The 24,972-nt window shown below is 67.5% G+C and carries 24 protein-coding genes and 1 pseudogene; 12 read left to right on the top strand and 13 right to left on the bottom strand.

All coding sequences use genetic code 11. From position 1 onward, the window contains the following. Nucleotides 1–142 precede the first annotated feature (142 nt). From ACV530_RS26035 to ACV530_RS26000, 8 genes are all read left to right on the top strand, one after another. The gene (locus tag ACV530_RS26035; RefSeq protein WP_494335037.1) at nt 143–607 is read left to right on the top strand and encodes a hypothetical protein; all 465 of its coding nucleotides are present in this window, start codon (nt 143–145) and stop codon (nt 605–607) included. Continuing rightward, the gene (locus tag ACV530_RS26030; RefSeq protein ID WP_494335036.1) at nt 604–813 is read left to right on the top strand and encodes a hypothetical protein; all 210 of its coding nucleotides are present in this window, start codon (nt 604–606) and stop codon (nt 811–813) included. The genes ACV530_RS26035 and ACV530_RS26030 overlap by 4 nt, the downstream gene beginning before the upstream one ends. Next, nucleotides 810–998 (top strand): hypothetical protein, encoded by a 189-nt coding sequence (locus ACV530_RS26025; protein ID WP_494335035.1) that lies wholly within the window; start codon nt 810–812, stop codon nt 996–998. The genes ACV530_RS26030 and ACV530_RS26025 overlap by 4 nt, the downstream gene beginning before the upstream one ends. A 64-nt stretch (nt 999–1,062) precedes the next feature. Continuing rightward, nucleotides 1,063–1,587 carry a hypothetical protein gene (locus tag ACV530_RS26020; RefSeq protein ID WP_494335034.1) on the top strand — a complete coding sequence of 175 codons (525 nt, stop codon included), beginning with the start codon at nt 1,063–1,065 and terminating at the stop codon, nt 1,585–1,587. Continuing rightward, nucleotides 1,584–2,660, top strand: coding sequence for a RecT family recombinase (locus ACV530_RS26015; RefSeq protein WP_494335033.1), 1,077 nt, complete (start codon nt 1,584–1,586; stop codon nt 2,658–2,660). Before ACV530_RS26020 ends, ACV530_RS26015 begins: the two co-directional genes overlap by 4 nt. 334 nt (nt 2,661–2,994) lie before the next feature. Beyond that, nucleotides 2,995–3,993, top strand: a complete 999-nt coding sequence (locus tag ACV530_RS26010) for a hypothetical protein (protein ID WP_494335032.1) — start codon at nt 2,995–2,997, stop codon at nt 3,991–3,993. Beyond that, complete coding sequence (locus tag ACV530_RS26005) at nt 3,990–4,310, top strand: hypothetical protein (RefSeq protein ID WP_494335031.1); 321 nt, start codon at nt 3,990–3,992, stop codon at nt 4,308–4,310. The genes ACV530_RS26010 and ACV530_RS26005 overlap by 4 nt, the downstream gene beginning before the upstream one ends. A gap of 141 nt (nt 4,311–4,451) precedes the next feature. Then, nucleotides 4,452–4,997, top strand: coding sequence for a hypothetical protein (locus ACV530_RS26000; protein ID WP_494335030.1), 546 nt, complete (start codon nt 4,452–4,454; stop codon nt 4,995–4,997). Nucleotides 4,998–6,055: 1,058 nt separating this feature from the next. Here the strand turns inward: ACV530_RS26000 and ACV530_RS25995 are convergent. After that, on the bottom strand, nt 6,056–6,868 hold the full coding sequence (locus tag ACV530_RS25995) for a S1 RNA-binding domain-containing protein (RefSeq protein WP_494335029.1): 813 nt from the start codon (nt 6,866–6,868) through the stop codon (nt 6,056–6,058). A 194-nt stretch (nt 6,869–7,062) separates the two neighbouring features. On the opposite strand from ACV530_RS25995, the gene ACV530_RS25990 reads away from it, so the two are divergent. Beyond that, nucleotides 7,063–7,809: an SDR family oxidoreductase gene (locus tag ACV530_RS25990; protein WP_494335028.1), complete on the top strand. Its 747-nt coding sequence runs from the start codon at nt 7,063–7,065 to the stop codon at nt 7,807–7,809. A gap of 387 nt (nt 7,810–8,196) precedes the next feature. Further along, a pseudogene (locus ACV530_RS25985) lies at nt 8,197–8,849 on the top strand (transposase); the annotation flags it as partial. A 72-nt stretch (nt 8,850–8,921) separates the two neighbouring features. Here the strand turns inward: ACV530_RS25985 and ACV530_RS25980 are convergent. The 3 genes from ACV530_RS25980 to ACV530_RS25970 form a co-directional block, all read right to left on the bottom strand. Continuing rightward, nucleotides 8,922–9,299 (bottom strand): nuclear transport factor 2 family protein, encoded by a 378-nt coding sequence (locus tag ACV530_RS25980; RefSeq protein ID WP_494335027.1) that lies wholly within the window; start codon nt 9,297–9,299, stop codon nt 8,922–8,924. Between the two features lie 843 nt (nt 9,300–10,142). Continuing rightward, on the bottom strand, nt 10,143–10,949 hold the full coding sequence (locus ACV530_RS25975; protein ID WP_494335026.1) for a hypothetical protein: 807 nt from the start codon (nt 10,947–10,949) through the stop codon (nt 10,143–10,145). Nucleotides 10,950–13,611: 2,662 nt separating this feature from the next. Then, nucleotides 13,612–14,409: a PA14 domain-containing protein gene (locus ACV530_RS25970; RefSeq protein ID WP_494335025.1), complete on the bottom strand. Its 798-nt coding sequence runs from the start codon at nt 14,407–14,409 to the stop codon at nt 13,612–13,614. Between the two features lie 221 nt (nt 14,410–14,630). On the opposite strand from ACV530_RS25970, the gene ACV530_RS25965 reads away from it, so the two are divergent. Then, nucleotides 14,631–15,188 (top strand): hypothetical protein, encoded by a 558-nt coding sequence (locus ACV530_RS25965; RefSeq protein WP_494335024.1) that lies wholly within the window; start codon nt 14,631–14,633, stop codon nt 15,186–15,188. Nucleotides 15,189–15,247: 59 nt separating this feature from the next. On the opposite strand, the gene ACV530_RS25960 is transcribed toward ACV530_RS25965, so the two are convergent. The 3 genes from ACV530_RS25960 to ACV530_RS25950 are packed head-to-tail and all read right to left on the bottom strand — an operon-like array spanning nt 15,248 to nt 19,418. Continuing rightward, nucleotides 15,248–16,360, bottom strand: coding sequence for a hypothetical protein (locus tag ACV530_RS25960; RefSeq protein ID WP_494335023.1), 1,113 nt, complete (start codon nt 16,358–16,360; stop codon nt 15,248–15,250). A gap of 20 nt (nt 16,361–16,380) precedes the next feature. Further along, nucleotides 16,381–18,636, bottom strand: a complete 2,256-nt coding sequence (locus ACV530_RS25955; RefSeq protein ID WP_494335022.1) for a hypothetical protein — start codon at nt 18,634–18,636, stop codon at nt 16,381–16,383. A gap of 17 nt (nt 18,637–18,653) precedes the next feature. Then, nucleotides 18,654–19,418 carry a hypothetical protein gene (locus ACV530_RS25950; RefSeq protein WP_494335021.1) on the bottom strand — a complete coding sequence of 255 codons (765 nt, stop codon included), beginning with the start codon at nt 19,416–19,418 and terminating at the stop codon, nt 18,654–18,656. A gap of 157 nt (nt 19,419–19,575) precedes the next feature. On the opposite strand from ACV530_RS25950, the gene ACV530_RS25945 reads away from it, so the two are divergent. Further along, nucleotides 19,576–20,688, top strand: a complete 1,113-nt coding sequence (locus ACV530_RS25945) for a hypothetical protein (protein ID WP_494335020.1) — start codon at nt 19,576–19,578, stop codon at nt 20,686–20,688. 69 nt (nt 20,689–20,757) lie between these two features. Here the strand turns inward: ACV530_RS25945 and ACV530_RS25940 are convergent, their stop codons facing one another. The 6 genes from ACV530_RS25940 to ACV530_RS25915 form a co-directional block, all read right to left on the bottom strand. Beyond that, nucleotides 20,758–21,144 carry a hypothetical protein gene (locus ACV530_RS25940; RefSeq protein ID WP_494335019.1) on the bottom strand — a complete coding sequence of 129 codons (387 nt, stop codon included), beginning with the start codon at nt 21,142–21,144 and terminating at the stop codon, nt 20,758–20,760. A gap of 90 nt (nt 21,145–21,234) precedes the next feature. Next, a complete protein-coding gene (locus ACV530_RS25935; RefSeq protein ID WP_494335018.1) occupies nt 21,235–21,864 on the bottom strand; it encodes a hypothetical protein in 630 nt (209 codons plus the stop codon). A 4-nt stretch (nt 21,865–21,868) separates the two neighbouring features. Beyond that, the gene (locus ACV530_RS25930; RefSeq protein ID WP_494335017.1) at nt 21,869–22,123 is read right to left on the bottom strand and encodes a hypothetical protein; all 255 of its coding nucleotides are present in this window, start codon (nt 22,121–22,123) and stop codon (nt 21,869–21,871) included. After that, complete coding sequence (locus ACV530_RS25925) at nt 22,116–22,796, bottom strand: hypothetical protein (RefSeq protein ID WP_494335016.1); 681 nt, start codon at nt 22,794–22,796, stop codon at nt 22,116–22,118. Before ACV530_RS25925 ends, ACV530_RS25930 begins: the two co-directional genes overlap by 8 nt. 13 nt (nt 22,797–22,809) lie before the next feature. Further along, nucleotides 22,810–23,319 carry a hypothetical protein gene (locus ACV530_RS25920; protein WP_494335015.1) on the bottom strand — a complete coding sequence of 170 codons (510 nt, stop codon included), beginning with the start codon at nt 23,317–23,319 and terminating at the stop codon, nt 22,810–22,812. Between the two features lie 30 nt (nt 23,320–23,349). Next, the gene (locus tag ACV530_RS25915) at nt 23,350–24,780 is read right to left on the bottom strand and encodes a hypothetical protein (protein WP_494335014.1); all 1,431 of its coding nucleotides are present in this window, start codon (nt 24,778–24,780) and stop codon (nt 23,350–23,352) included. Nucleotides 24,781–24,972 lie beyond the last annotated feature (192 nt).

The raw sequence follows: 24,972 nt of genomic DNA, 5'->3' as shown, positions 1-24,972 counted from the left end.
TGAACGTGTTGACTTCCGGAAGTTGACCCGCTTAACCTTTGTGATGTCGGAAACGACAAAGGCCGGTAGGGGATTGGGCCCCCTACCGGCCGGATCTCCCCCTTGTCCGCCTGCATGACTGACTCGAAGGAGAGCCGCCAGTATGGCACGACGCCACATCGACACCACGCGGACGCTGGCCGACCTGATCCGAGCCTGGGACACGCGCCGCCCCGTGACGATCACCTACCGCAAGCAGGAAAAGAACGACGCCGGGCGTCCGACCGGCCGCCGCGTCGAGACCGTGCGCACCATCGAGATCACCGATCTGGTAACCGACTCCATCGGCCAGATCAAGATCACGGCCTGGGACCGCGAGAGCCGCGAGCAGCGCACGTTCACCCTCACCCACCTGCACAGCTACACCGTGCACCGAGGCATGGCGTACGCCGTCGCCCCGGAGGAACCCCGGCTGGTTCCGCTGGCCGCGTACGGGGCCACCCAGGCGGACGTCATCGACTGGGAGCTGGAGCGCGACTACCGCTCGCGCCTGCACCAGGCCCCAGCCGTGCACTACCTACCGACCACCGCCGACCGCCATGTCCTCGCCTGGGCCGTGGCCGCATGAACGCCCCGGTGACGGCACCCGCTTTGGCGGGGACTGCCCTCAACGCACTCGGCCGGGCCGCCGGTTTCTACCCCGCCACCGAACCCGCGCCACCGTGGCGCTCGGCCACTCCGTGGGCCGACGACGTGTGCGACTGCGGCACCGCCACCGCCGCCCCGGTCCACCACCGCCCGTGGTGCGAGCTGCGGATGGACTGGGGCCAGTGATCCGCCCGGTCGGCTGCGACGGCACCGACTGCGACCGCGACGAACAAGGGCGCTGGCAGCACCTGCCCGGCTGCACGTCGCTGCTCCTGGACCAGGCCGAACGCGACGAGCACGCCTTTGACACCTCGTTCGCCGCCTACCTCGAAGCACGCGACCGGCACCGCCGCCCCGGCCTCACCTTCTGACCAACCACTCCACCCTCAACAACCCCCGCCCGCACGGGCGGGGGCCCGGAGGAGAGGAACCGCTATGTCTGTATCCCTGATCCCCGCCCAGAGTGCCTCGCTGCACTGGACGGTCGAGTACCGCGATTCGCGCAAGCCCGGCCCGCATTCCACCAGCCCCCTGGACTCGCCGTTGCGCGCCATCGAGATGTACGAGCAGTACGCAGGCGATGCCCGCTTCACCAGCGTGCAGGTCTACGAGCACACCATCACCGAGCACCGCACCCACATCGCCCTGGCCGACCTGCCCGGCACAGACGAGCCCACACCGCTGCCCGACGTCCCGGAAACGGCGGAGCGCGTCACAGCGTTCTACCGCTTCCACCTGTGCGGCCCCCGCGTCATCCCCACACCCGACGCGGTGCGCGCCGAGCACCAGCGCATGATCGAGAACGCGTACGTGGACCACAAGGCGCTGCGGCTGCTTTACGTGACCTGCACCTTCACCCGTCGCCCGGTGACCGTCGCCGACTTGTACGCCCAGCCCCGCAGTGGCCCCCGGCCGGAATGTCGGCCGGGGCCGTGCTCGTGTGTTGGAGAACCGCTGTGACCGTTGCCGTCATCGAGAAACCGATCGCCGCGCCTGCGGGGCCGGGCTGGACCGAGCAGCAGCACGCCGCGCTCGATGCGTTGGACGTGCCGCGCTGGGAGTCCGTACGGATGCTGCTGTGGGAGGTCGCCCATCGCACCGGACTCGACCCGTTCGCCCGCCAGCTGTATGTCAACACCTCCGGCTCCCGGCCGGTGCCCATGACCACCATCGATGGGCTCCGGTCCGTGGCCGAACGCCACGGCGACTACGAGGGCCAGACCGCGCCGCAGTGGTGCGGCACAGATGGGGCGTGGCGAGATGTATGGCTGGACGCCCAGCCTCCAGCCGCCGCCCGCATCGGCATCTACCGGGGCCGCTTCCGGGAACCGCTGTATGCGGTAGCCCTGTTCACCGAGTACGTCGGCCGGACGAAGAAGGGCGAAGTGAACCACTTCTGGCGGCGCATGCCCGTACTGATGATCAGCAAAGTGGCTGAAGCCCTCGCCCTGCGCAAGGCGTTCCCGATGGTCCTCGGCGGCATCTACACACCCGAGGAAATGGACCAGGCAGACAACCCCACCCCCGACACCGGACAAGGGCAGGAGCGGTACCTCGACCCACAGGAAGGCGCCGCGTGGGCAGCGCAGGACGGCATCACCGCCGACCAGATCGCTCATGCCTACCGCCAGGCCCGCCGCGCCGGTCTCTTCACCGCCCGTATCACCGCACCGGACACGAGCGAGAGCGCCGAGTTCGGGACGTACCTCACCCGGCGCGGCACGGAGCTGCGCCAGGCCGAGGCGCGCGACCCGGCAGGCGAGGGAGACGGTTTCGATCCGCACACCGACGAGCCCGCCACGTGGGACCAGGCCCGCCGCGCGCTCTTCGCGCTCGGCGCCGGGGTGGGCATGGACGCGCAGGCGCTCGCCGCCGACTACCATGCCCGCGGCGGCCAGGACCTCGCCGACGCCACCACCGCAGATCTCCTTGCCTACGCCGGGCAGTTGCGCATCGACGCGTACGGGAGTGAGGACGGTGATGAGGGGCTGTCTGACGAGGGCGAACGGTCCGACGACGAGGCGAGTAGCTGACCGGCGACCTGGCTCTCAGCTGAGATGACCACGGGCCAACACGTGCGGTTGCCCGCCGTTGCAGGCGCATAAGGCTGCCGGCCTCACAGATGAGCCTGGCTCCCATTCATACGGACAGGAGCCAGGCTCCAAGTCGCCGATTTTCAGCGGGATTTGCGGTGAAGAGCTTTCCATCACAAGCTGCATGGCGGTCGTGTAGGGCCCGGTTGGCCTTGGGGCGGCAACCCCCGAGGCTGGGCGAAGGCCTGCACGGTCGCGCATACAGCAGGCAAGGACTCACGGTGTACGTTCGCGCGCTGAAGTACCAGCCTGCCGCTCGCGCGGGGGTGATCCGATGAGCGAGACGATCATCGAGCACCATCCCCACGCCTGGAGGCGGATCGTCCGGCAGACCCTCACTGACAGACGTCTGGCCACCCTCCCCTGCAAACGGGATCTCTACCTCGTCGCCCTGGACTTCGCGTCCCTGTGCGATGAGACCGGGCGCGGCACCTACAGCGCCAAGGCCCGGCGCGGTACGGCACTGCACGACCGCCCTGACCCGTCGCTGTGCGAACTGGTGGAGATCACCGACAAGCAAACCTCCAAGATGATCAAGCTGCTCATCGCGCTCGGCCTGCTCGTGCTGGTCAAACGTGCCGTGATGGGACGCCAGGCCGTGTACCGGACGGCCATCCCCGCCCGGGGCGCAGTCGATGTGGACACGTGTCTCGTGCTCGCCGCCGAGCTAGGGTTCAAGCCCAGGAGCAGCCGGGATACGTCGCAGGCCACGGCGGCCTCGATCAGGAAGCGTAAGCGTGCGGCCGGGGATGGAACCGTGAACAGCCAGTCTCAGGGGAGCATGCAGACGCTCCCCTCTGGAGAGTGCGCGGACGCTCCCCCAGAGAAGCGTGTGCGCACTCCTCAAGGGGAGCGCGAGCACACTCCCCCTATTCCTATGGGGGTTTTGGTTAATAGGGATGGTTACTGTGATCGTCTAGGTACAGGTTCCGAGACGCCTGAGACCGCACCAGCAGACGACTACCCCGGCTCCACGAAAGGTGAGCGCGCCAAGTCGCTGCGCGACGGCGCCGAGGCGGTGCACGAGGTCGCCGACCGCGCAAGCCCGCCGCCCGAGCCCACCCCCCGGCAGCCGCTCGGCATGGCAGCCGTCCGCGCCCGCGCCGCAGCCGATCGCCGAGCAGATCGAGAAACCGCCGACACCCGGACCGCCTGCCCCGGCCTCCGGGGCACGGGCTGCCCGCACGGTCGGCGGTCCGTGGGAAGCCCCGGCAGCCTGTGCGTACCCTGCCGCGCCCAGACCGCCAACAGCACCCCGGAACACTGCACATGAGCACACACGAGCCCGTCATCCGCATGAGTCTGCTGGGAGAAGTCCAGCGGGTCGCGAAGTACCTCGGCGTAGGCATGGAAGCTGCTGCCCGCTGGATCGTCGTCGAGGTCCCCGACTGCTATGACAGCCCCATCACTGCTCGCATGGCAGCCCTTGCCCAGGCCTACCTCGATGGCGAAGCGTGGGCGGAGGAGATATTTCTCGCCCTCGCCCCGGACCCGAGCCCGCAGGCGATGGAAACCGCCGCCATCGCCTGTCTCGTCGGCGGCGACCCGGAGCTGGCCGTGCGCTACCTGGAAGACACGGGAGCCACCTGATCCATGCCAGCCGATCCGGTCACCCGGCCTCGCCCGGCCCTCACCCGCGGCATACGACCCCAAGGAGACCAACCCGTGACCACCACCCTGGTCAAACGGGGAAACTTGCTGAAGCGGTGCCGTCTAACGCAACCTGTGCGCATGACGCCGCCGCCCGCCGACCCTTACACCCAGCTCCGACGCCTCCAGACCGCTTACAACCGGACGGAAGAGGCCGTCGCCCGTGCTGACGAGCAGGGGTTGGACGCGGAGGCGCGTCTGCGCTGGATGATCTGCTCGGCGTTCCCGCCCGGAGGCCAGCGCAGCGGCCCCTACCACGGGCGACGGACCCACATCGCGGAACGTGCCGGGATCAGCACCCGGTGGGTCACCAAGATCCGCAAGGACTACGACGAGGGCAAGGATGACGTTCTCAAGAGCATCCCGCTCATCGACTCGGAGGAAGCGTTCGCCCGCATCGAGGAGGCCCGCGCCCCGCTCAACGCCCGCGACAAGGCGCGCGAAGCCCTGTACCAGGAGATCGCCCGGCTCATGCCCCCCGTGCCGCCAAGCGGACGCCAGAACAAGGCGGGTAGGGAGCGTATCGCCCGGATCTGTGAGATCACCGGCAAGAGCGCCGACGGGGTTCGCGACATTGCCGAGGCCCAGAAGGCAGCCCAGCGAACCCCAGCCTGTAGTCAGCGCTGAGAGGACGCAGGCCGGGCCGTACGTTGAGCCATCCCCGCATGCGCGGGGTCGATACCGACCGTGACACGGTCGCCGGTGCGGTGCGGGGCACATCCCCGCGTGCGCGGGACTGACAATGAGACTGCCTACCAGATTTCGCTGGTCATGGAACCGTCCCCGCGTGCGCGGGACCGACCGGTCGGGCCGGGCGCGCAGGGTGTCCGAGAGCGAACCATCCCCGCGTGCGCGGGACCGACACTTCGTGAGCAGCGACGATACCGGCCGAGGGGGCTGTTCTCCTTCACTTCTGTCGGCGACGCGCGAATCGTGACCCATCACCGACGCTTGGGTTCTGTCGATCCCGGTCCACTTTTCAAACGACGCCCACACACTTCGCCATCTGGGCTTGCTGGCGAGGAGACCTCCATGCCGGCCGCATCACCGGCAGCAGCGCCCGGTCGGGAGTGACGCCCAGACGGTTCGACTCAAGCCTGGCCGGGGGTCCGTGCAGCCCGCCGCAAGGCAGGGGTAAAAGCTACGCAGCGTAAGGGTTTTGGAGCGGGGCAGGCTGGCTCCGCCCCGACAACGCACAGTCAGCTCAGTCGGTCCACCCTGAACCAACTGACCCGACTGTGACCCGACTGGTCCGACCAGGACGCCGGAGGTCACGTTCTGTAGCCGTGGTTGTGGGCCGTTCCGGCTGGTGCTCTTCACTTTGCGAGAAGGACATAGCCGTCGCGGGACGCTTAAAGTGCCCGCACTTGCTGGCTCCGGCACATCAGATGGCGAACCCGGACCATTCCCGCGTACGCGGGGCCGACATCTTGTGGCACGGACGGCAAAGGAACTGCACGGGACCATCCCCGCGTGCGCGGGATCAAGGCGAGGTCGAAGACCTCCGGGTGGGTGTGCACGGAGCCATCCCCGCGCGTGCGGGGCCGATTCGGCGACGGAGTCTTCGCCGGGCAAATACGCGGGCGCATCCCCGCGTGCACGGGGCAGGCACTTGGTTGAGCAGCACCAGGGGTGATCAGACTTCGTTGGCAGTACGTGTCGCTGGCGCTCGGCTTGGCTGCCAGTTACAACGTGCGAACGGGCGAAAGCCGGACCCGGCGAAGTCGAAGGTTGACTTCGACAAGCCGCACCATGAACTCGTCACCCTCGCGGACCACCTGCCTGGGCGACTCCACAGGTGGATCGGTGAGTTCGGAAACATGAACGAGACCCTCGACGCCTTCGCCGACTCGCACAAAGACCCCGAAGGGAACGATCTTGGTCACGATCCCTGGCATCGTCTGACCGACCTGGTCGGTGAAGGGGACGAAGGGGTCCTCCTGGAGAGCCTTCAATGACACGGCCACTTGTCCCTGTTGCGTGTCGGCGTTGAGCGCCGCGACAGTGACCTGCTGCCCTTCCGTGACCACTTCCGATGCGTGATCGATGTGCGACCAGGAGAGCTCTGGCACCCGGATGAAGCCAGCACGGCTTCCGGGTGGCTCACCGTCGAGATGAACGAACACACCGAAGTTGCGGACTTCGGCCACGGTCCCTGTCAGGACATCTCCTGGACGAATCCCCAGGAGGAACGAGCGTAGGGCTTTGTCCTCGCAGGCCTTCGCTGACAGTTGGACGACCTCTCTGTGGAGGTCCACTGAGATCACCTCGGCCGAGATCTCCTGGCCCACCTCGATGATCTCCGAGGGGTGGCCAAACGCCTTCCTCGACAGTTCGTATCGCTCGATCACTCCCACCGGCGGCAGCGCGCCTGGCTCATGGAGGCGCACGACGACGTCAGTGCCGTCGATCGCCACCACCGTTCCGGTCCTCACGTCGAGGGGATCAGCGTTGGCAAGAGAATCGCGAAGCGGCTGGAGCGGATCAGCAGGAACCACGGATGTCACCCTATGCCGACGGCCCCAGCCGGGGCAGCCCCCGAGCCTCTTCCCCGCGTGCGCGGGGCCAACTGCCCCTCGTACTCAAGGAGAACGCATGGTCAAGACGCATCCCGCGCGGCTGCTCCGGATTTTTCCAGTCGAGGCACGTTGGTAGGACAGCGCCTGGCCTATTGCTGCTCTAGCGTGCTGGCATGGGCAACCTGGACGGCAAGTCAGCAGTGGTGACAGGTGGTTCGCGGGGGATTGGCCGGGCGGTCGTGCAGCGGCTGGCGGCCGACGGCGCCACAGTGGTGTTCAGCTACGCCACCGACGAGCGGGAAGCCAGGACAGCTGAAGCCAGCAGCCCGCGCACTTGGGCAGTCCGCGCCGACATGGCAGACCTCACCGACATACAGCGGCTCTTCTCCGCCGCCGACGAGCACTTCACGAAGGCGGGCTCGGACAGGGGACTGGACATCCTCGTCAACAACGCCGGCATCTCCTCGACCGTGCCGATCTCCGAAGTCAGCGAGGCGGACTACGACCAAGTGATGGCAGTCAACGCCAAGGGCCCTTTCTTCGTTCTCCAGCACGCCGCGACGAGGATGCGCACCGGTGGCGCGGTCATCAACGTGTCGACGCTGGGAACCGTCTGGCCGAGTCCGGGCGAGGCACTGTACGCGGCGAGCAAGGCGGCGCTCGAGCAGTTCACCCGCATCGCCTCCAGGGAACTCGGACACCGCGGCATCAGGGTCAATACCGTCTCTCCCGGCCCGACCGACACAGACATGCTCCGGGCAGTCGTACCCACCGAAGCCCTCAACAGCGTGGCCCGGATGACAGCACTCGGCCGGCTCGGCCGCCCCACCGACATCGCGGACGTCGTGGCATTCCTGGCCAGCTCGGACGCCGGATGGCTGACCGGCCAGAACATACACGCCGATGGCGGTCTGACCTGATCCTCCGAGGCCGATCTCTTGGTACATCCCCGCCCGTGCGGGGTCGGCGATGAGCACGGTGATCTCTCGGCGAGGCGCCTGGGATCATCCCGCGTGCGCGGGACCAACCCATCTCCTGGGCAGGCAGGCATGAGTGTGTCCGGACCATCCCCGCGTGCGCGGGGCCGACCTGGCCCAGACGTGGCAGCACGGCGGCCGCGCGGGACCATCCCCGCTGCGAGGGGCCGACGGTACCAGCAGGCCGGAGATCATCAGGCCGTACGAGCCACCCCCGTGTGCGCGGGACCGACAGGGAGGCCGTCGTGGCGATCGTCATCGGGTCCGGAACCATCCCCGCGCGCGGGGCCGACTGGACGTCGGCCGGAACGGCGACGGTGAACGCCGGACGAATCACCCGACCCTCATCGCGACGCCAAGCTCGACCGGATCGAGCAGGTTCTGGGCCGCTTCCCGGACCGGGTCTTCGCCTTCGACGAGTTCGGCCGTTGGGGATCCGGCCCACCGAAGGCTCCTGCTGGGCGAAGCAGGGCAAGCCAAACCGGCTGTCGGCGACCTACCGCCGCACCCACGGCGTCACCTACTTCCACGGCTGCTGCTCCGTGGGCGACGACCGCCTGTGGGGCGTCAACTGCCGCCGCAAGGGCACCGCCAACACCCTGGCCGCGCTGAAGTCGATCCGCGCCGCCCGACCCGACGGCGCCCCGATCTACATCATCCTGGACAACCTCTCCGTCCACACCGGCGCCGACATCCGCCGCTGGGCGAAGAAGAACAAGGTCGAGCTGTGCTTCACCCCGACCTACGCATCCTGGGCCAACCCGGTCGAGGCCCACTTCGGCCCGCTGCGGCAGTTCACCCTGGCTAACTCCCACCACCGCAGCCACCCCACGCAAACCCAGGCACTGCACCGCTACCTGCGCTGGCGCAACGCCAACGCCCGCCACCTCGACGTACTTGCCGCCCAGCGCAAGGAACGCGCCCGCATCCGCAGCGAGAAGGGCATCCGCTGGGGCGGACGCCCCCTCAACGCCGCAGCCTGACCGACCGCGAACCGCAGCCCCGGAGTGCCGAAAGGGACAAGTTCACGAGAAGGACAGCGACAGAGGGACGGCTCAGGTGGCGGACGGCTCGATCTCCCCCGCAAAGACGATGACCTGGTCGATGAGGCTCCGCCGCAGATGTACGACGTCCGTTCCCGCCAGGCGGGGGCCTCCATCCGGCGTGGTGAAGACCCACTGGTACCGGGCCCACTCGTCAGGCATGTCCACCGCTGAGCAGCGCACCATCGTGCCGGTCCCCGCCGGGTGGCGCCGGATGTCCAGCACGAACCGCTCGACCGCCGCGATTCCTTCGATGCGACCCAACGGCCCCCAGAAGACCACGTCTGAGGTCAGGGCCTGGGAGAGCAGGGCAGTCACATAGCTGTCGTCCGAGGCGTTAAACGCGGAGATGAACGTGTCGATCGCGGAGCGTGCCGTCTCTTCCTGCATGCCCCAGTAATACCAGCCGTTGCGCGTGCGCTCGTCCCGCGAGCCGCCTTCCGATCACGGTGGACCATCCCGGTCACAGCACTAGCCACTCCTGTGCCTGCTTGGCGCGGTCGGCTCCGCTGCGCGGCGTCGATGACTGCGGGACCACACTCGCGTGCGCAGGATCGACTACAAAAGGCCATGGGGCCGGTGCCTGTCGAGGGGACCATCCCCGTGCGCGGGACCAACCACACGACGAGGAAGCCGTCGAATTGCTCGCGAGGACTATCCCCGCGTGCGCGGGGCCAGCGGGATGCCCGTCGCCCGTTCGAGCTGCTTCATGGAACCATCCCTGCGTGCGCAGGGCCGACCCCCAGAGGCTCAGCCCAGTCGCACCAGGTCCGGGCCATGCCCGCGCGTGCGGGACCAACAACTCGATCGGGCTCGGTTTGGCGGCCGAGGAAGGACCACCCCCGCGTGCGCGGGACCGACTCAGAAAAGCCGGTCCCAGAGGTGGTCACACCAGGACCATCCCCGCGTGCGCGGGACCGACTCGCACGAGGCCAAGGTCATCGACCTCGCCGCGGGACCATCCCCGCGTGCGCGGGACCGACCGGTCCGCAGTGGTGAGCCAGTCGTAGGCGGCCGGACCATCCCCGCGTGCGCGGGACCGACACTTCTTGAGCAGCGACGATACTGGCCGAGGGCGCTGTTTTCATTCAGTCCGTCTCCGGTCTGATGCACCGGTAGTCGGAGCCATCCCCTCGTGCGCGGGTCACGACCAGCCGCAGCCGGGGCACTGCGTCCCTGCCCATATGAGCACCGTACGAGCGGCACCCACTCCCACCCAAGTCTTACAGTCCTCTACTCGGGAGGGGACGGTTGTGCTGGGCCGAGTGGTCCAGCCTGATAGGGACTGAGATGGGTGGGAGGTTCTTCGGTCGGGAAGCGGGTGCGTTCTGCCGTGGGGAAGCGAATGTGGTGGGAGTCGAGAAGATCGACCAGTTCGACAAGTTGGTGTTGCAGCCGGAGCAGGCGGTCGGTTGCGCTGTCGGGTTCGCGGGCTGCCGCATCAATGTGTTCGATGAGTTCCTGCGTCCAGTAACCGAACTCCGTGTCCTCATCGACCATCCGCCTGAACTCCGCATAGCCACGGCACCATCGGTGCCCTGGGCTGCTGCCCGGTGCGATCATGAGTTCGCCGATAGCGCGCTGGTCGGCGCGGAAGAGTCTGTAGCGGGTCCCGGGGATGCGCGACGATCCGAGAGTCCGGCTGATCTTCGCCAGGCACAGCAGGACCTTGCGGTTCCGGTCGCTCTTGCCGAGATCGAGGAACTGGATGTCGCGCCTGAAGATCTCGGCCCAGCCGAGGTACTCGGCGAAGACGTACGCCGTGCTGAGCCGCGCGTACTGCGCTTGCCGTTCTGTCCCGTCGAGCAGCAACGCCTGCATGAAGCCGGCGTTCACCCTGTGCCGGTCAACCTGATGGCCGAAGAGGATGTTGTAGACCCTGCTCTGCAGGTCGAAGGCGACCCATAGAAGAGAGTCGCGGTATCGGCCCATGTGGTCCTGCCGCTCAAGGTTCTTCAGCCGGGACTGCCACCAAAAACCGATGACTGCAGTGAAGATCGCTCCCACGACCGCGACCACTGCCGAGATAAGACTGACCACTGCATCACCGTCCTACCGTGTGGCCTCGCGCGGCACCAGGATGTCGCGAGGTAAATCGCCCCGGCAATAAGCGCGTTGCAGCAACGTCATCCTCACCTCAGGCACAGTCGCGGTCCTAATAAGTGACGGTCGTCAGCGGACCCGACAGGCTGGCACGAGGAGCTGAGGCCAGTCGGCGAGGTCCATCCCCGCATGCGCGGGGCCGACACAGCTGTACAGCGGGCCTTGGGGCCCGGCGGGGAACTACCCCCGCGTGCGCGGGACCGACGACACCGGTGGCGGCGGCTCAGTACCGCCCACCGAACCACCCCCGCGTGCGCGGGACCGACACTTCCTGAGCAGCGACGATACCGGTCGAGGGCGCTGTTTTCATTCGGTCTGTCTCGGCCTGACGCTCCGACAGGTTGGCGACTCCCGCGCGAGCAGGACCGACCGGGGTGGGTACGCTCCATGGCGGACCTGCCTCGGGCCATCCCCGCACGTGCGGGACCGACTTTGCCGCGACCTTGATACCAGGGAACACCGTTGGGCCATCCCCGCGCGCGCGGGACCGATGACGGAGAACCCTGACAGATCACTGACTCCTGGGAGCCATCCCCGCACGCGCGGAGCCGACGCGTCATGACCGCTCACCACTACGTGTGTGCGGGGCCGACCTTGAGACGGCATATCAGGCCAGTCTGATCATGGAACCATCCCCGCGTTCGCGGGACCTACCCGGCGATCGCCGCGACGTCGATGACCATGAACGGACCATCCCCGCGTGCGGGGCCGAACTCTTCGGCAGTGTGGCACAGCTCGTCGAAGAGCAGGCCATCCCCGCGCGTGCGGGGCCGACACGTCGGGCACCAGGACCACGCCGGTCCGCCAGGGACCATCCCCGCGTGCGCGGGACCAACCGGGCGTCGGCAATCCACTGCCCCAGCGGGAAGGGACCACCCCCGCGTGCGCGGGACTGACCTGGTGTGGACGTTCGCGCTCGCGTCGGCGTGGGGATCACCCCCGCGTACGCGGGACCGGCTTCCTCGCGATCTTCATCGACGGTGAGTCGCACGAACCATCTCCGCACGCGCGGAGCCGACAACGGATTCAACGGTGAGCAGTGGTGCGCCGACGGACCATACCCGCACGTGCGGGGCCGACAGCCTCGTCTGCGCGTCGTGGAAGCTCTCGGTGGAACCATCCCCGCGTGCGCGGGACCGACCCGCCGGGCGTCCCGGCAGATCAAGTGGACTGCGGACCACCCCCGCGTGCGCGGGACCGACAAGCGCGGGGACGTGAAGGGCTCCTCCTTCACCGGACCATCCCCGCACGCGCGGGGCCGACGAGGGGGCGGGCCTCGACTGTCACCAAGCGTGGGGACCATCCCCGCGTGCGCGGGGTCGACTTCGGGCAGGTGATGGTGATACGGCCCATGATGGAACTATCCCCGCACGCGCGGGATCGACGCCACCCCCGCCGAACGCGCCGCCGTCATCGCTGGACCACCCCGCGTGCGCAGGACCAACCGCTGGATTTCGTCCAAGCTGAACTTCACGAACGGATCATCCTCGCGTGCGCGGGACCGACGACAGCATCGAATCCATGATCTGCAAGGGGCTGGGTACATCCCCGCACGTGCGGGGCCGACCGCGGAGCACCCCCGCGTGCGCGGGGTCGACGACAAGCAGGTGTCCGAGTACCGGCTCACCGGAGGAACATCCCCGTGTGCGCGGGACCGACTGGGTGCCGGAGGTCAGGGATCCCGCCCCGTTCGGACCACCCCCGCGTGCGGGGCCGACGTCACGTTGGGGCCCAGCCCCCAGATGATCGCGGAGCCATCCCCGCGTGTGCGGGACCAACCCTAGCGAGGCGTCACGAGGCGTGTGCGCTCAAGGACCATCCCCGCATGTGCAGGGTCGACCCGATGAAGGCGGCCAGAACCCTCAACTCCATGGGACCATCCCCGCGTGTGCGGGCCGACGAGCACGCTCGCGCCTTCGCCACAGCTTGACCTGGAGCAGCACGGGGCCAACGTTTCCGGACCCGTCGTCAGCGCGTGGCGGTCGGGATCATCCCCGCGTGCGCGGGGCCGACGCAGCAGCCTCCCGGACCAGCCGGTGCACGTACGAGCCATCCCCGCACGCGCGGGGCCGACAACGTGACACCGGGCAACCGAAGGCCGAGCGGCGAGCCATCCCCGCACGCGCGGGGCCGACTCCAGGCACAACAGGAGCGGCACCGAGTCCGCGGAGCCATCCCCGCACGCGCGGGGCCGACACTTCGTGAGCAGCGACGATACCGGCCGAGGGCGCTGTTTTCCTTCAGTCCATCTCCGGTCCGACGCTCCGGCAGGTTGGTGAGCCCCGCGTGCACGAGGCCGACGCCGTCCGTACCCACGTGTTCGAGACTGCCGCAGAGCTATCCCCACAGCGCGCGGGGCCGACGCCCCGTACCAGCGGATCCAGTCGCTGGAGACAGAGCCATCCCCGTGTGCGGGGCCAACATTGTCTCGGCATCGCCCTGCAGCGATGATGTCAGCCGTGCTTCGACCGCATCCACCGGACCAGGTTCAGCGGATGCGGAGTGGCTTTGGCGAACACATTCCCGGAGCCGGCCAGTGGCCGTACGCTTCAGTTGCTGCCGAACGCGGCAGTCACTCCCCAAGGGGCGCGGGTGACCGTCACTTGGAGCTGTAGGAGACAGCCGCAGACCGCTTCGACTCGTTCCCGCTGGTGTCGTACGCCGTGACCGCGTAGTCGTAGGTGGCACCGCGCTTCGGGTCATCGGCACGCCCAGGGTACGTGGTCGGCTGAACCGAGCCAATGAGCTCCCACTCTCCGCTGCCCGCCGTCCGCCGATAGACGCGATAACCCGCCAAGTCCGAGTCAGTGTTCCGGCTCCAGTTCAGGACCACTCCGGTCGGCTGGACAGCCAGCGCACGCAGCCCGGTCGGTATGCCCGGCGCAGTGGTGTCCTTCTCCTTGAACACCTGGTACGTGAACTTCACGTTGGCCGGGCCGGTGAAGTTCACGTAGTCGACGCGAAGGGTGTGCTTGCCCTTGGGGATGGTGACGCGGACCGACTTCTTCTGGGTGGTCTTGACGTCCTTCCAGAGGTCGATCTTGCGGCTGTTGTCGAGATAGACGCGGATGCCATCCTGCGCTTCGGCCGTGAACGTGTAGGGGCCGCCGACACCGAAGTCGCGGGTGGTGGTCCAGCGGACGCCGAAGTTGTCGCGGGGCAGGCCCGCGGGAGCACCGTCGCGGTAGTTCTCGTTGATAGTGCTGTCACAGGCAGTCTTCTTCGGAGTCCCGCGGAAGGCGGTGTTGGCGTAGAAGTCCGCCTTCCACACACCAGGAGCGCAGTTGACAGCAGGCGCCGCATGAGCGGTGGTCGCCGGCGGCGTGAGACCCACCGCGACGGTGGTGATGGCAAGCGCCGCCGCGGAAGCGCGGCGCGGGGCGTTGGTTCGAAGCATGGTGAGAGTCCTTGCTATACAACGAAATGGCGCAAGGATGTGGGGGGAACGCCAAGTTGATCATGCCATGCCCGGTATGTGTACGGGGGTGTGTGAGACGGCAGCCCCTGCCCGGACCTGGGACGTAGTCGGCCATCCAGGCTTTCTTGCCGAAGGCCGAGTGCCAAGGCGAGGTCTGACTGTCTCGCGGCAACGCCCACCGCCTTGCGACACTGCACACCATGAACAAGATCAACTTGCCGCACCGAGGCTGGGGCCACGGTAGCGTCCCGGTCAACCACGCACCCGACGGTGCAGCGACCATCGTGGAGTTGCAGAGCAACATCCTGTCTTCGTACTTCGTCTACGGGCTCGTCGACACCCCCAACCGGCTACAGCAGGGGGACATGCTCTGCACCCTCAACAACTCCGTCCAGCGCGTACGCGCAGTCGTCCCCAAGACCTACACCCACGTGACGCTCCATGCGGGAGGCGGCTCCGGCCTGCTCCGCTGGAAGCTGGGATACCGACCGTCCACCACCTGCGCCGAACTCAGAAATGCCGCACATGGCAAGCACCCTGACGTCCTGCAGTACCGCGGACCGGCCACAAAGGCGAGATTCGACGTCCACAAGAGCGGCTACGCACACCTCCACCATCGCTCCCCCGACGGCGGAAACCAGCAGGAGCTGGAGTACGTGTCCCTGGGACCGTACCGGGGCACGGTCGAGATTCCCGGACCCGGGCTGATCGAGGTGGACTGCCTCACCGCCTGGTCGCTCACCCTCGACCCCACATAGAGGTAAGGAAACATGAGCAGCCCCTGGCATCGCTCAACCCTCGCTACGACAGGCCAACCTCACCCCGCAGCACTCACCACCTCCACCAGCCCCAACCCCTCCAGCACCCGCGCCAGCCCAATCGCCACCTGCTGCGCCGGATCCGCCGCACTCGCGGCCATGATGGTGACCGTGGGCCGCGGCATGGGCGTGGCCCCGAAGAAACCCACCCGGGACGCACCATGAACAGCACTGCTGCCGACCTGGGTCCAGGCCGCGGTCGTCTCGACGTCGCCCTGCAAAGCCACCGTGTCCGCCGTGAGTTCACCCGCCTCCGCAAGGTTCCCGGTACCGATCGCGACAGCGCATGGTGCGGTGGCCCGGCCCAGGACGACGGCCCGCCCCGGCAGGCCCGCCGGGGCGCGGCCCACGGCCACCACGCGGTCGGCGGCTGCACTGGCAGTGCCGACGACGACAGACTGCTCACCACCAGCCGAGGCATACACACCGATGACCACCGACGAGTCGGCAGCCGTCGTCCCGGCGCCGATGGCGACCGCCGCCCGGGCAGCAGAAGAGTGTTCGCCGACCGCCACGGCACCGTCCTGGGCACGGGCCTCCACCCCCACCGCGGTCGCCCCGGTCCCGGCGACCTTCGCCCCCAGACCGAGAGCCGTGCCGTCAGGCCCCAGGCCGACGGCGGATTCAAGAGCCCCGGAGCCGGCACCGAGCCACGTCTGGCCCTCCTGCCAGTCCGAAGGATCCTGGAGGTTGAGGACGACCGTATCGACGGAGTCACCCTCGTGCTGGTGATAGCGGAAGGCATCCAGCACCTGCAGGCCCGCTTCCGCCGGGCTTTCGGCCACCAGTAAAGACTGCCCAGGCACAGGCTGGTCGGCCGGGCGGATACGCAGCGGGACAGCGGACTGGACAGCGGTACTGGGGGCGGGGCGCAGCTCGATGTTCTCGCGGACGAACCGACCCTGGGGGAGGGCAGCCTGGACAGTTACGGTAGCGGGCTCGTCGACCCAGCAGTCGATGACGGCCGGGGTCGCAAGGATGGGCAGGATCTGCGGGTTGCCACCTGTGGCGGTGAGGTAGACACGGCCGTCGAGGGGGTTGCCGGTCTTCTGGTCAAGGAGGGTGTAGGAGGCGTAGGCAGGCAGATCGCCGGTTTCGGTGGTGATAGGCAAGAGCAGGTGGCAGCGGTCCACTAGGGCACGTCCTTGGGGGCTCGCATGGTCCAGGAGAGCAACTGCCATGCGGTGGTGGAGGCGTCGAAACCGGTCCAGGTGTTGACGGTCGCGTTGGGGATGCGCGGGTCGGTGAAGACCGCGAGAGAGACGCCGTTCACGGCCACCTTGACCGTCTGGCCGAAGACGGCCGCCGCGAACGTGAACGCAGTGTCGGCCTTGAGCAGCGAGGCGGCATCGAAGGCCTTGCGGGCGATGACGACGGCACCGGAGAGCTTTTGCTGAGCCTCCTTCAACCGCAACTGCACTTCACCGGCCTTCAGGTCCAGGCTCGCGGTGACCCAGCTGCCCGCGTCGGCAGCATCCAGCGGGTGGCGCAAGGCGATCGAGAGCCGTCCCTGCACCGCAGACGCCCGTACCCGCACCTCCAGGCCATGGTTGAGGGACCGGGCGTTCCTGAGCAGGCCCAGGCCCTGACCGTCGGTCTTCGCGGCCAGGCCGATCGTGCGGTCCGCGTCCGTGGCCTGGCCGATACGCCACGCCGGAGCGGTCGGGTACGGGCTCAGAGACTCGGCGACAGGGGCGTACTGGTACGGCACGGGGGAGTAGTCCGGGACACCCAGAGTGCCGTCACCGCGGTCCGTGCGCTGGAACGTGTCGATCAGGCCCGTGACAGGCACATCGACAGGCGTGGCGTCACTGGTCTGGTTGTCGATCAGGCCCAACGACGCCAGAGCGGCCAGGAGTTGCCGCAGGACGTCATTGTTGCCGCTCGCCCCGGTGACCGCCTGCCGGGGGCCGCCCTCCGCGCCGAAGAACCCCAGCCGGCTCGAGGCATCCGCCCCGAGCGTGGCAGCACCCTTGATCCGGGCGTCCCCGGTGATGAGCACCTTCTGCCCGTCCCCACCGAGCTTGATCTGCTGCGGGGCCGTGGTCTGCACACCCGCACCGATCGCCACCGACCCCGTATGGGACGCCCCCGCCACCGCACCGTCCCCCACCGCGACCGAACCCGGGGCCAAAGCCTGCGTACGCGGGCCCAGCGCCATGGCACCCTCCGCCCCCTGCCCGGTATAGGCCCCGGGCCCCAGCGCGACAGACCCCGCCGCCAGGGCAACGGCATCCGGGCCGACCGCGAACGCATTGAACGCCTCGGCCCGCGCACCGCCACCCACCGCGATCCAGTCGCCGCTCGCCCCGGTACCCCGCGCGCCCGCACCGACCGCCACCGACCGAGTGCCCCAGTTCGCAGTCTTCGCACCAATGGCCACCCCCATACCGCCACTGGCCGCCGCCTGATGGCCGACCGCCACCGAACCCTCACCGCCAGCCACGCTCCCCGCGCCAACCGCCACCGTACCCATGTCCTTGCCCTGCGCCCGGGGACCGAGCTGCACACTGTCCGCGCCCTGCCCCGTATGGTCATGCGCAGGCACCTGACCGCCGTAGACCGCCTGCACCCCGGTCACCCACAGCTGATGCGGCGCCTGCGCATCAAAAGGCGCAGCAGCAACCGACTTGAGCCGCAGCGACTGATACGTCCCCGCCCTCAGCCGGTACTGATACAAGCCCCACTCACGCGTACCGGTGACCACCTCCAGCACATGCTCCCCACCACCGGAATCCACCACCGACACGACCAGCGCGTCACCGTCCATGCGCGTCTTCACCCAGCACCGCACGAACCCGTCCTCGGCCAGCGTGAACGAAGGACTCTCCACCGTCAGCGCACCCGCCGACGCACCATGGGCCACATACAGACTGTGCGTAAAACCCGAACCCGCCGGCACATCCTCGGCGTACGAACGCACCGAACCGCCCAGCACCGTCAGCCGCCAGCCCGCCGGATCCCCCACCGCGGAGAACCCCTCCTCCAGCGCCACCACACGCGCGGACATGCCGGAAGCCGACGGCACCGGCCCCCACACCGCCTGCCCCGGCGTCTCCGAAGCCAGCAGCACATTCCCCGACACCGCCGTGTTGGCAATCAGCAACGGCTCCGCCGAACGCACCGTCAGCTCAGGCGCCGGATGAGCATCGAGATACACGAGCATGTCGTAGGACCCACCGGCCTGCGCCAGCACACTGACCCGCTGCGGCACATCCAGCCACACATCCAAGATCCCGTCCGCAACCGTATGCGGGTTCGGCCACACCTCGTCACCCGTGGCGCTCTTGTACAAGGGCTGCCGCAGCAGCACCGACATACCCGCTTCGCGAATAGTCACCATCGCGCCCCGCAACAAGTCGCCCTGCGCATTGGTGATCGACCGCAACAGATGTGCGCGCGCCATCAGTTCCCCCGGCCACTCGTCTGCTCAAGAACCGCCGCCGGACGAGCCGTCAGCACACCGTCATCACCAACAGCCACCGCCCACCGCGCACCCGAAGGCGACACCAGCACCAGCGCACCCGGCACCTCCACACAATGCCGCGCACTGCCGAGCATCACCTGCCGCGCCCCCGTGCACACCGCATCGGATCCCACCGCCGTGGAATCACCGAACGGCGCCTGCGCACCCGCACCCAGCGCACTCGCGTGCTCGCCGGCAGCCAGTGCAGAAGTCCCCAGCGCGGCCGAGGACAGCGCGGATGCCGACGCCGCACTGCCCACCGCCGTCCCGCCGTCACCCGTGGCCAGCGCCTGGCTGCCGGCCGCCACCGACTGGACACCGGTTGCCACCGCCCCGGCCCCGAACGCCGCAGCCTGCGCAGCCGACGCCTGTGCACGCGCCCCCACCCGCGTGCTGTCGGCCGCCTCCCCGCTGTGCGCGGACTCCGCACCAGCGGACAGCACATCAAGGTCATCCCAGAACCGCTCCACGCCACTGGCATCGACCACCGCCCCGATCCGCACCCGGGCAGGCTGGTCCAGATAGAACGACACCACGCCGTCATCAACCGTGAACGGGTTGGGCAACTGCACAGCCGACGAGCCATCCCGGTACAGCACATCCGCAAACAGAGCACTCGTCCCGGCCGACAACACCCGCACCGTCGCCTGCCGGATCAAATTGCCCTTCTCATCCAGCAACGGACGGAAGAAATGGGCGCGCACACGACCCTCCCAGAAAGAAGCCGACACCTCACCCCTTCCAGGGCCCGCCCCACGCCCCCGACCGCACCGCTGTGCACCCGCAGCCCGCCCTCCCCAAGAGACGAAAGCCCCTGACGGACGAGCTACGGGAGATGAAACGGTCGTGTCATTCCAAGTCGTGATCAAACAAGGACTGACCGGGGTCCTCCTCCCCAACGGCAAGAAGTACGACGCAGGAGAGAGCGTGCTGCTCTCGGACCGCCAGTTCGGCCTGATGACCGCCGAAACAATCGGGAAAGTCCTCGCCTCCTACGCCCGCGTGGCCGGCCAGGCAGGCGAAGTCGTGTCCGTCAACGGCAAGACCGGCGACATCCAGCTCTCCGCGACCGATGTCGACGCCTACACCAAGGCAGAGGCCGACAGCCGGTTCACCAGCGGTGCGGTCGCCTCGGTCAACCGCAAGACCGGAACGGTCGTCCTGAGTGCTGCGGATGTCGGTGCCGTCACTGCGATGGAAAAGGGCACTCCGGGCGGTGTAGCCACCCTCGACACCTCAGGCAAGGTCCCCGCGGCCCAACTGCCGTCCCTCAGCAACGGCGTCACCTCCGTCAACGAACAAACCGGCACCGTGACCCTCACCGCCGCCCACGTCGGCGCCATCCCCACCACGGACAAGGGCACCAACAACGGCGTCGCCACCCTCGACAGCTGGGGCAAACTCCCCGCAGCACAAACCATCGCCCCCAACATCTGGCTCCCGGACGACCACGGCCTCAAAGCCTGGTCCTTCGACCCCGCCGTCGGCATGTCCACCGGCGTCTTCCCCGCCCAAGGCAAGCTCTACCTGACCGCAGTGATCCTGCGACGCGGTACCTCCATCAGCAAGATCGCATTCCAGGTCACGGGCTACAGCGGAAAACTCAAGACGGGCAGCTACTCTGGCATCTACGACGCCTCCGGCAAGCTGATCGCCGATACCGGCGAACTGGCCGGTGCATGGCCCGCAGTGCTCAACACCGGCGGCGCCACCTCCGCCCTCGCGCTGCGCAATCCGGTGACCCTCTCGGCCGGCGTCTACTACGTCGCGTTCATGCTGCAGTTCAAGGATGGCGAAGGCCCCATGATGGTCGTCTCGGAGTCCGTCTCCCCGGCCCCGCCCGGCGTCTTCGGCCTGAACAAGGTCATCCGGTTCGGCATGTTCACCAACCCCGGATCTAGCACCCTGCCGAGCTCCGTGGTCCTGGCCAACATGGACAGTGGCGCCAATCGGTTCTGGGCTGGCATCGCCTGACCAATCAGCGGCAGAAAAGCCCGGTCCACCCCGGCACAACCAGGCTGTGCCCAACCAGGTCGTGCCGGGCTACCGGATCACCTGGATCTCCGGCAAAGGATGGTCCCACCTACCGGTCAGGTCAACGAGGACCTGGCGGGCCAGCCGCCGGACCTGGCTCCACCTCTCGTCGCTGGACAGCGCATCGCGTGTCCACCACTCGGCGTGCTCTGGGCCGCTCATTTCCATGAGCAGCGCATCGACCCTGTGCAAGCTCGTCACGGTGTGCTCGCCGATCTGCTGTTGCTCGACCAGCCTCGCGACCATGCGAAACGCATGGTCGAAGTCCAAGGCAAGCTCGTCCATCATGACGCCGTGCTCATTGAGCCACGCTGCCTGAACCGAAGCATCAGCTGCCAGCGCAGCCAGCGAGCCGATCAGCAGACGTCGGAGAATCGAGGGGTCAGGCGCTTCCACTCTCTGATCGTCGCACGCACTTGGCCTTTCAACGAGAGTGTGCCCGGCCCTCCATACGTGACCACCCGGTGATCGTGCCCGGTCACGGCATCAGTCACCGTGCTCGTCCCGGCTCGGGGGACTGGGCTTGTCCTTGCTGTCTTTGCCCTTCCCCGTTCCCGGATCCTGGTGCGGCAGGATCCGGGTATAGCCCCCAGACGGAGCGGCATCACCCGCGAGCTGGTCACCGGTGGGGTAGAAGAACCGGTAGTCGTTGGTCAGCCCCGACGCCTCGGAGTAGTACGGGCGGCTGTCCTGAGGCTCCTTGATCGTCTCGAACGTGATCACCGGCCGCCACAGCATCCCGCCGACCGTGTCACCCCACTCGAACCCGTTCAACGGGATGCCCTCGATATGGAAGTCGCGCACCGGCACCATCACCGTCATCGACGGGAACCCCGACCCCGCCGCGAGCGCCGGGTCCATCACGAAGTCGGCGTACAGCGACATGAAGTCGGTGAATACCTTCCGCTCCTGGTACCCCTTCAGCAGCAGCCGCAGCGAGAACCGTGCGGGGGAGAGCGTATGCGGATAGAACGCCCGCCGGTTACGACCGATCGACTCGGTCGCCACCATCTGCACACCGTGGTCGATCTGGTCGACCCGCACCCGCAGCAGCTGCCGGGAACCCATGTAAGGGAAGGACAGGGTGCAGTTCAGCCCCTTGCGCACGTCAGCCATCGGATCACCGGCCACCGTTGATGTCGTCGCGATCCCACGCGTTCACCGGCAATGTGGCATGGTCGACCACCGGCACGGACGGATCGTAGGGGCGGAACGTCGGGGTCGCCAGACGCTCGTGATCGGCCTCGTTCAGGTCGAAGAAGAAGCCGTGCTCGGTCATGGTGAAGCCACTCATCGGCACCAGCGACCGTGCCTCCGGGTCCAGCGGCTGCGGCATCGACACCGGCACATCGGAACCCCAGTAACCGTCAGCCACGGCCCTTCTCCTTGCTCTTCTCTGCGTCCTTGTCCTTGCTGCCCTTGCCCTTGTCCTTCTGCGCGTCCTTCCCATCCTCGAACTTCTCAGTATTGCCGCCGTTGTACTGGCTGGGCTTCCAACCGACACCGTCCGAGATGCGTGCGATGTAGTCATTGATCGCCTTGGCCCGCGCCTGAGCCTCGTCCCCGTACGAAGAGCCAAGGGTCAGCAGATCGCCGTCCCCGTCCTGAACGGGGAAGAGAACCAGCCGGTACCCGTGCGAGAACTTGCCCGTCGCATGGTGCACCACCGCACCGGAATCCAGCTCCGAGACGGCTTTGAGATAGACCGGCACACGCCACCCACGCGGCGGGTAGTTGAACACCGCCGGATTACGCATCTTGCCCATCTCCGTCGCGTCGGCGGCCTGATGATCGAACATCGCCCGCACCTGCGCGAGAAACGCCTCCGCCAGCCGCCAGGACTCGCCCCGCTCTCCCAGAGCACGCAGCTGCCCCAGATATCCAGTGACCTCAATATCCGTGAGCGTGGCCCCCGTGACCTGAACCACCCGGCCGCCCACGGTGTCGATGACAGCGGTATGGATCTCGTACGACCGCTTCACCTCCGTCGGATCGACCCGGAACACAATTTCAGGCCCGCCCGGGAACCCCAGAGTCGCCATCCCCATGACCGGTCTCCCCTCAGGCCGAGCGAGTCGGGTTGTCGCTGTACGGGGACTGGTTCGCCGCGCCCTGGCCGGCCGCCCCTTCGGTGCCCGTGTTGTTCAGAACTGTCAGCATGCGCTTCGCGTCTGCCGACAGTTCCAGCACCACCTTCTGGGAACCCGGCCCAACGGCGGCCGTCTGGCGCGCGAAGGACGACTGCGTCGCGGCGTGCTCCTTCGACGAGGACTTGCTGTCGTTCTTGAACTTCTCCGACTCGTTGTACTTCTTGGCTTCCTTGCGAAGCTTGTCTCCGTTCTTCCCTCTGATGTCGCCTTCACGATCGATCGTGACACCGCGCCCGCCGACGATGTCGTAGATGTTCTTCCCCTCAAGATCCTTCGAACCGGAGACGACGGTGGCCTTTCCGGAAGCAAGTTCGTCCATGTGATCGCTGATGGCATCGGACAGCGACATGGTCTTGCCATCGATACGAATCTTCACCTTGTCCGCATCACCGCCGGGCATCTTCTGCAGCAGATCGTGCACAACAGGATCGACCCGGCCGGTGTCCTTGCTTCACTTCTTGTAGGAATCGGCTGCCTTGGATTTCTTGAGCTTCTTCGGGTCGTAGGCCATTCCATAGGTCGTGTTGTCGTGCATCTTGTCGACCGAGGCCACCCACGAGTCGTCTATCTTGTCGTTCTTGCCGACACCGACCTTCTTGTTGGTCTTCTTCTTGTCGTCCTTCGCCGCCTTTTCCTCGGTATTTCCCATGACCTGATCGATGATGTAGGTCATGGCATCGATGTCAGTCTTGAACTTCACGCCGGAGAACGCCTTCAGGATCTCCGTGACGGCATCCACCTGGTCTCCATACTCGCCACGAAGCCACTCGGCCAGCTCCTCCTTCTTGCCTTCCTTCTGAACCTTCTCCCAGCCGCCGGCCTCCTTCACCCGGTCCCGGATCGCCTGCTGCATCTTCGGGGAGACGACGGTGCTCAGCGTGCTCTTGTCGAACTTCGACCGCCACTTGGCCTTGTCATCCTTCGAAAGGTTCCGCCACTTGCCCACCGTCATCCCGGCTTCCTGGGCGTACAGATAACTCATGTCCTTGGACAGACGGCCCGAGAAGTCCGTGTCCTCGACCCGCTTCCCCATACTGTTCTTCCACTGCTGGAGGTTCTTCGCCTCACCAGCCGCCGTATCGCCGGTCGAACCATTGGCCAGCGCGGCGGAATACAGCTCGCCGAACCCCTTGCGCGCCTTCTCCGCGTTGATACCCGCCTTGCCCGCAGAATCGGAAACATCCTTCAACGCCCCGGACACCTTGTCCAGGCTCGTCGTCGACTCTTTCGCCAACCGGCTCAGCATCTCCAGCGACTCGTCCACGCTGGCTCCGTACGACGTCTTTCCGTGATAGGAAAAGTTCAACGCATCCTGGCGGGACGGGCCGTCGGCCTCCCGCTCGTCGTGATACCCGAGTTCCGTCACTCCCTTGAAGACCTTCCGGGCCTCACTCGAGGAGAAAACACCAAGAGTCGACCACCGGTACACCTCCTCGGAGAACCGGTCCGAGAACTTGGAAACGTTCGACCCGCCTTCAATCGACTGGTAGAAAGCGTTCTTGTCCCGCTGAGAACGAATCTCGGCAGGAAGCTTGGTGGCCAAGGACAACGCGGCACCAGCCGCCATCCCCCACGGCGACAACCGCATCGCAGCACCCGCACCGGCCCGCAAAGCACCACCTGCACCAGCACCGCCCAGCAAGGCCCGCCCGCCAGCCACAGCACCACGAGCAGCAGGCCCTACGCCCAAGTGCACAAGGCCGCCACTGCCTTCGCCGCCCTCGTCCGGCGAAGGCGCGGAACCAGATCCCACACCCTGGCCACCGCCGTTTCCCCCGGCACCGGCCCTGCCACCGATCATCGCGCCAACCTGGCCACCCCACTGCGGAAGGTTCCCGAACACCCACCGGCCCATGGCTGAACGCCCCGTGTTCATCTGCATCAGCGCATGATTCACAACAGCCCCCCAGCCGGACTGGCCGAACCGGGAACCACCCCAATCCCCTCCATACGGAGCAGCAGGCGCACCACCGTTGCCGTCCTCGCCCCGAGGCACGTACGTCAGCCGCCCCCCCCGGGCCCCACCGTCGGCGCCGCGCCATTCACCGCTGCTCCCTGTGCCGTCGACGGGCCC

This window comes from Streptomyces sp. SX-6 (assembly GCF_059089585.1).
This window is presented reverse-complemented; position numbering and strand designations above follow the sequence as displayed.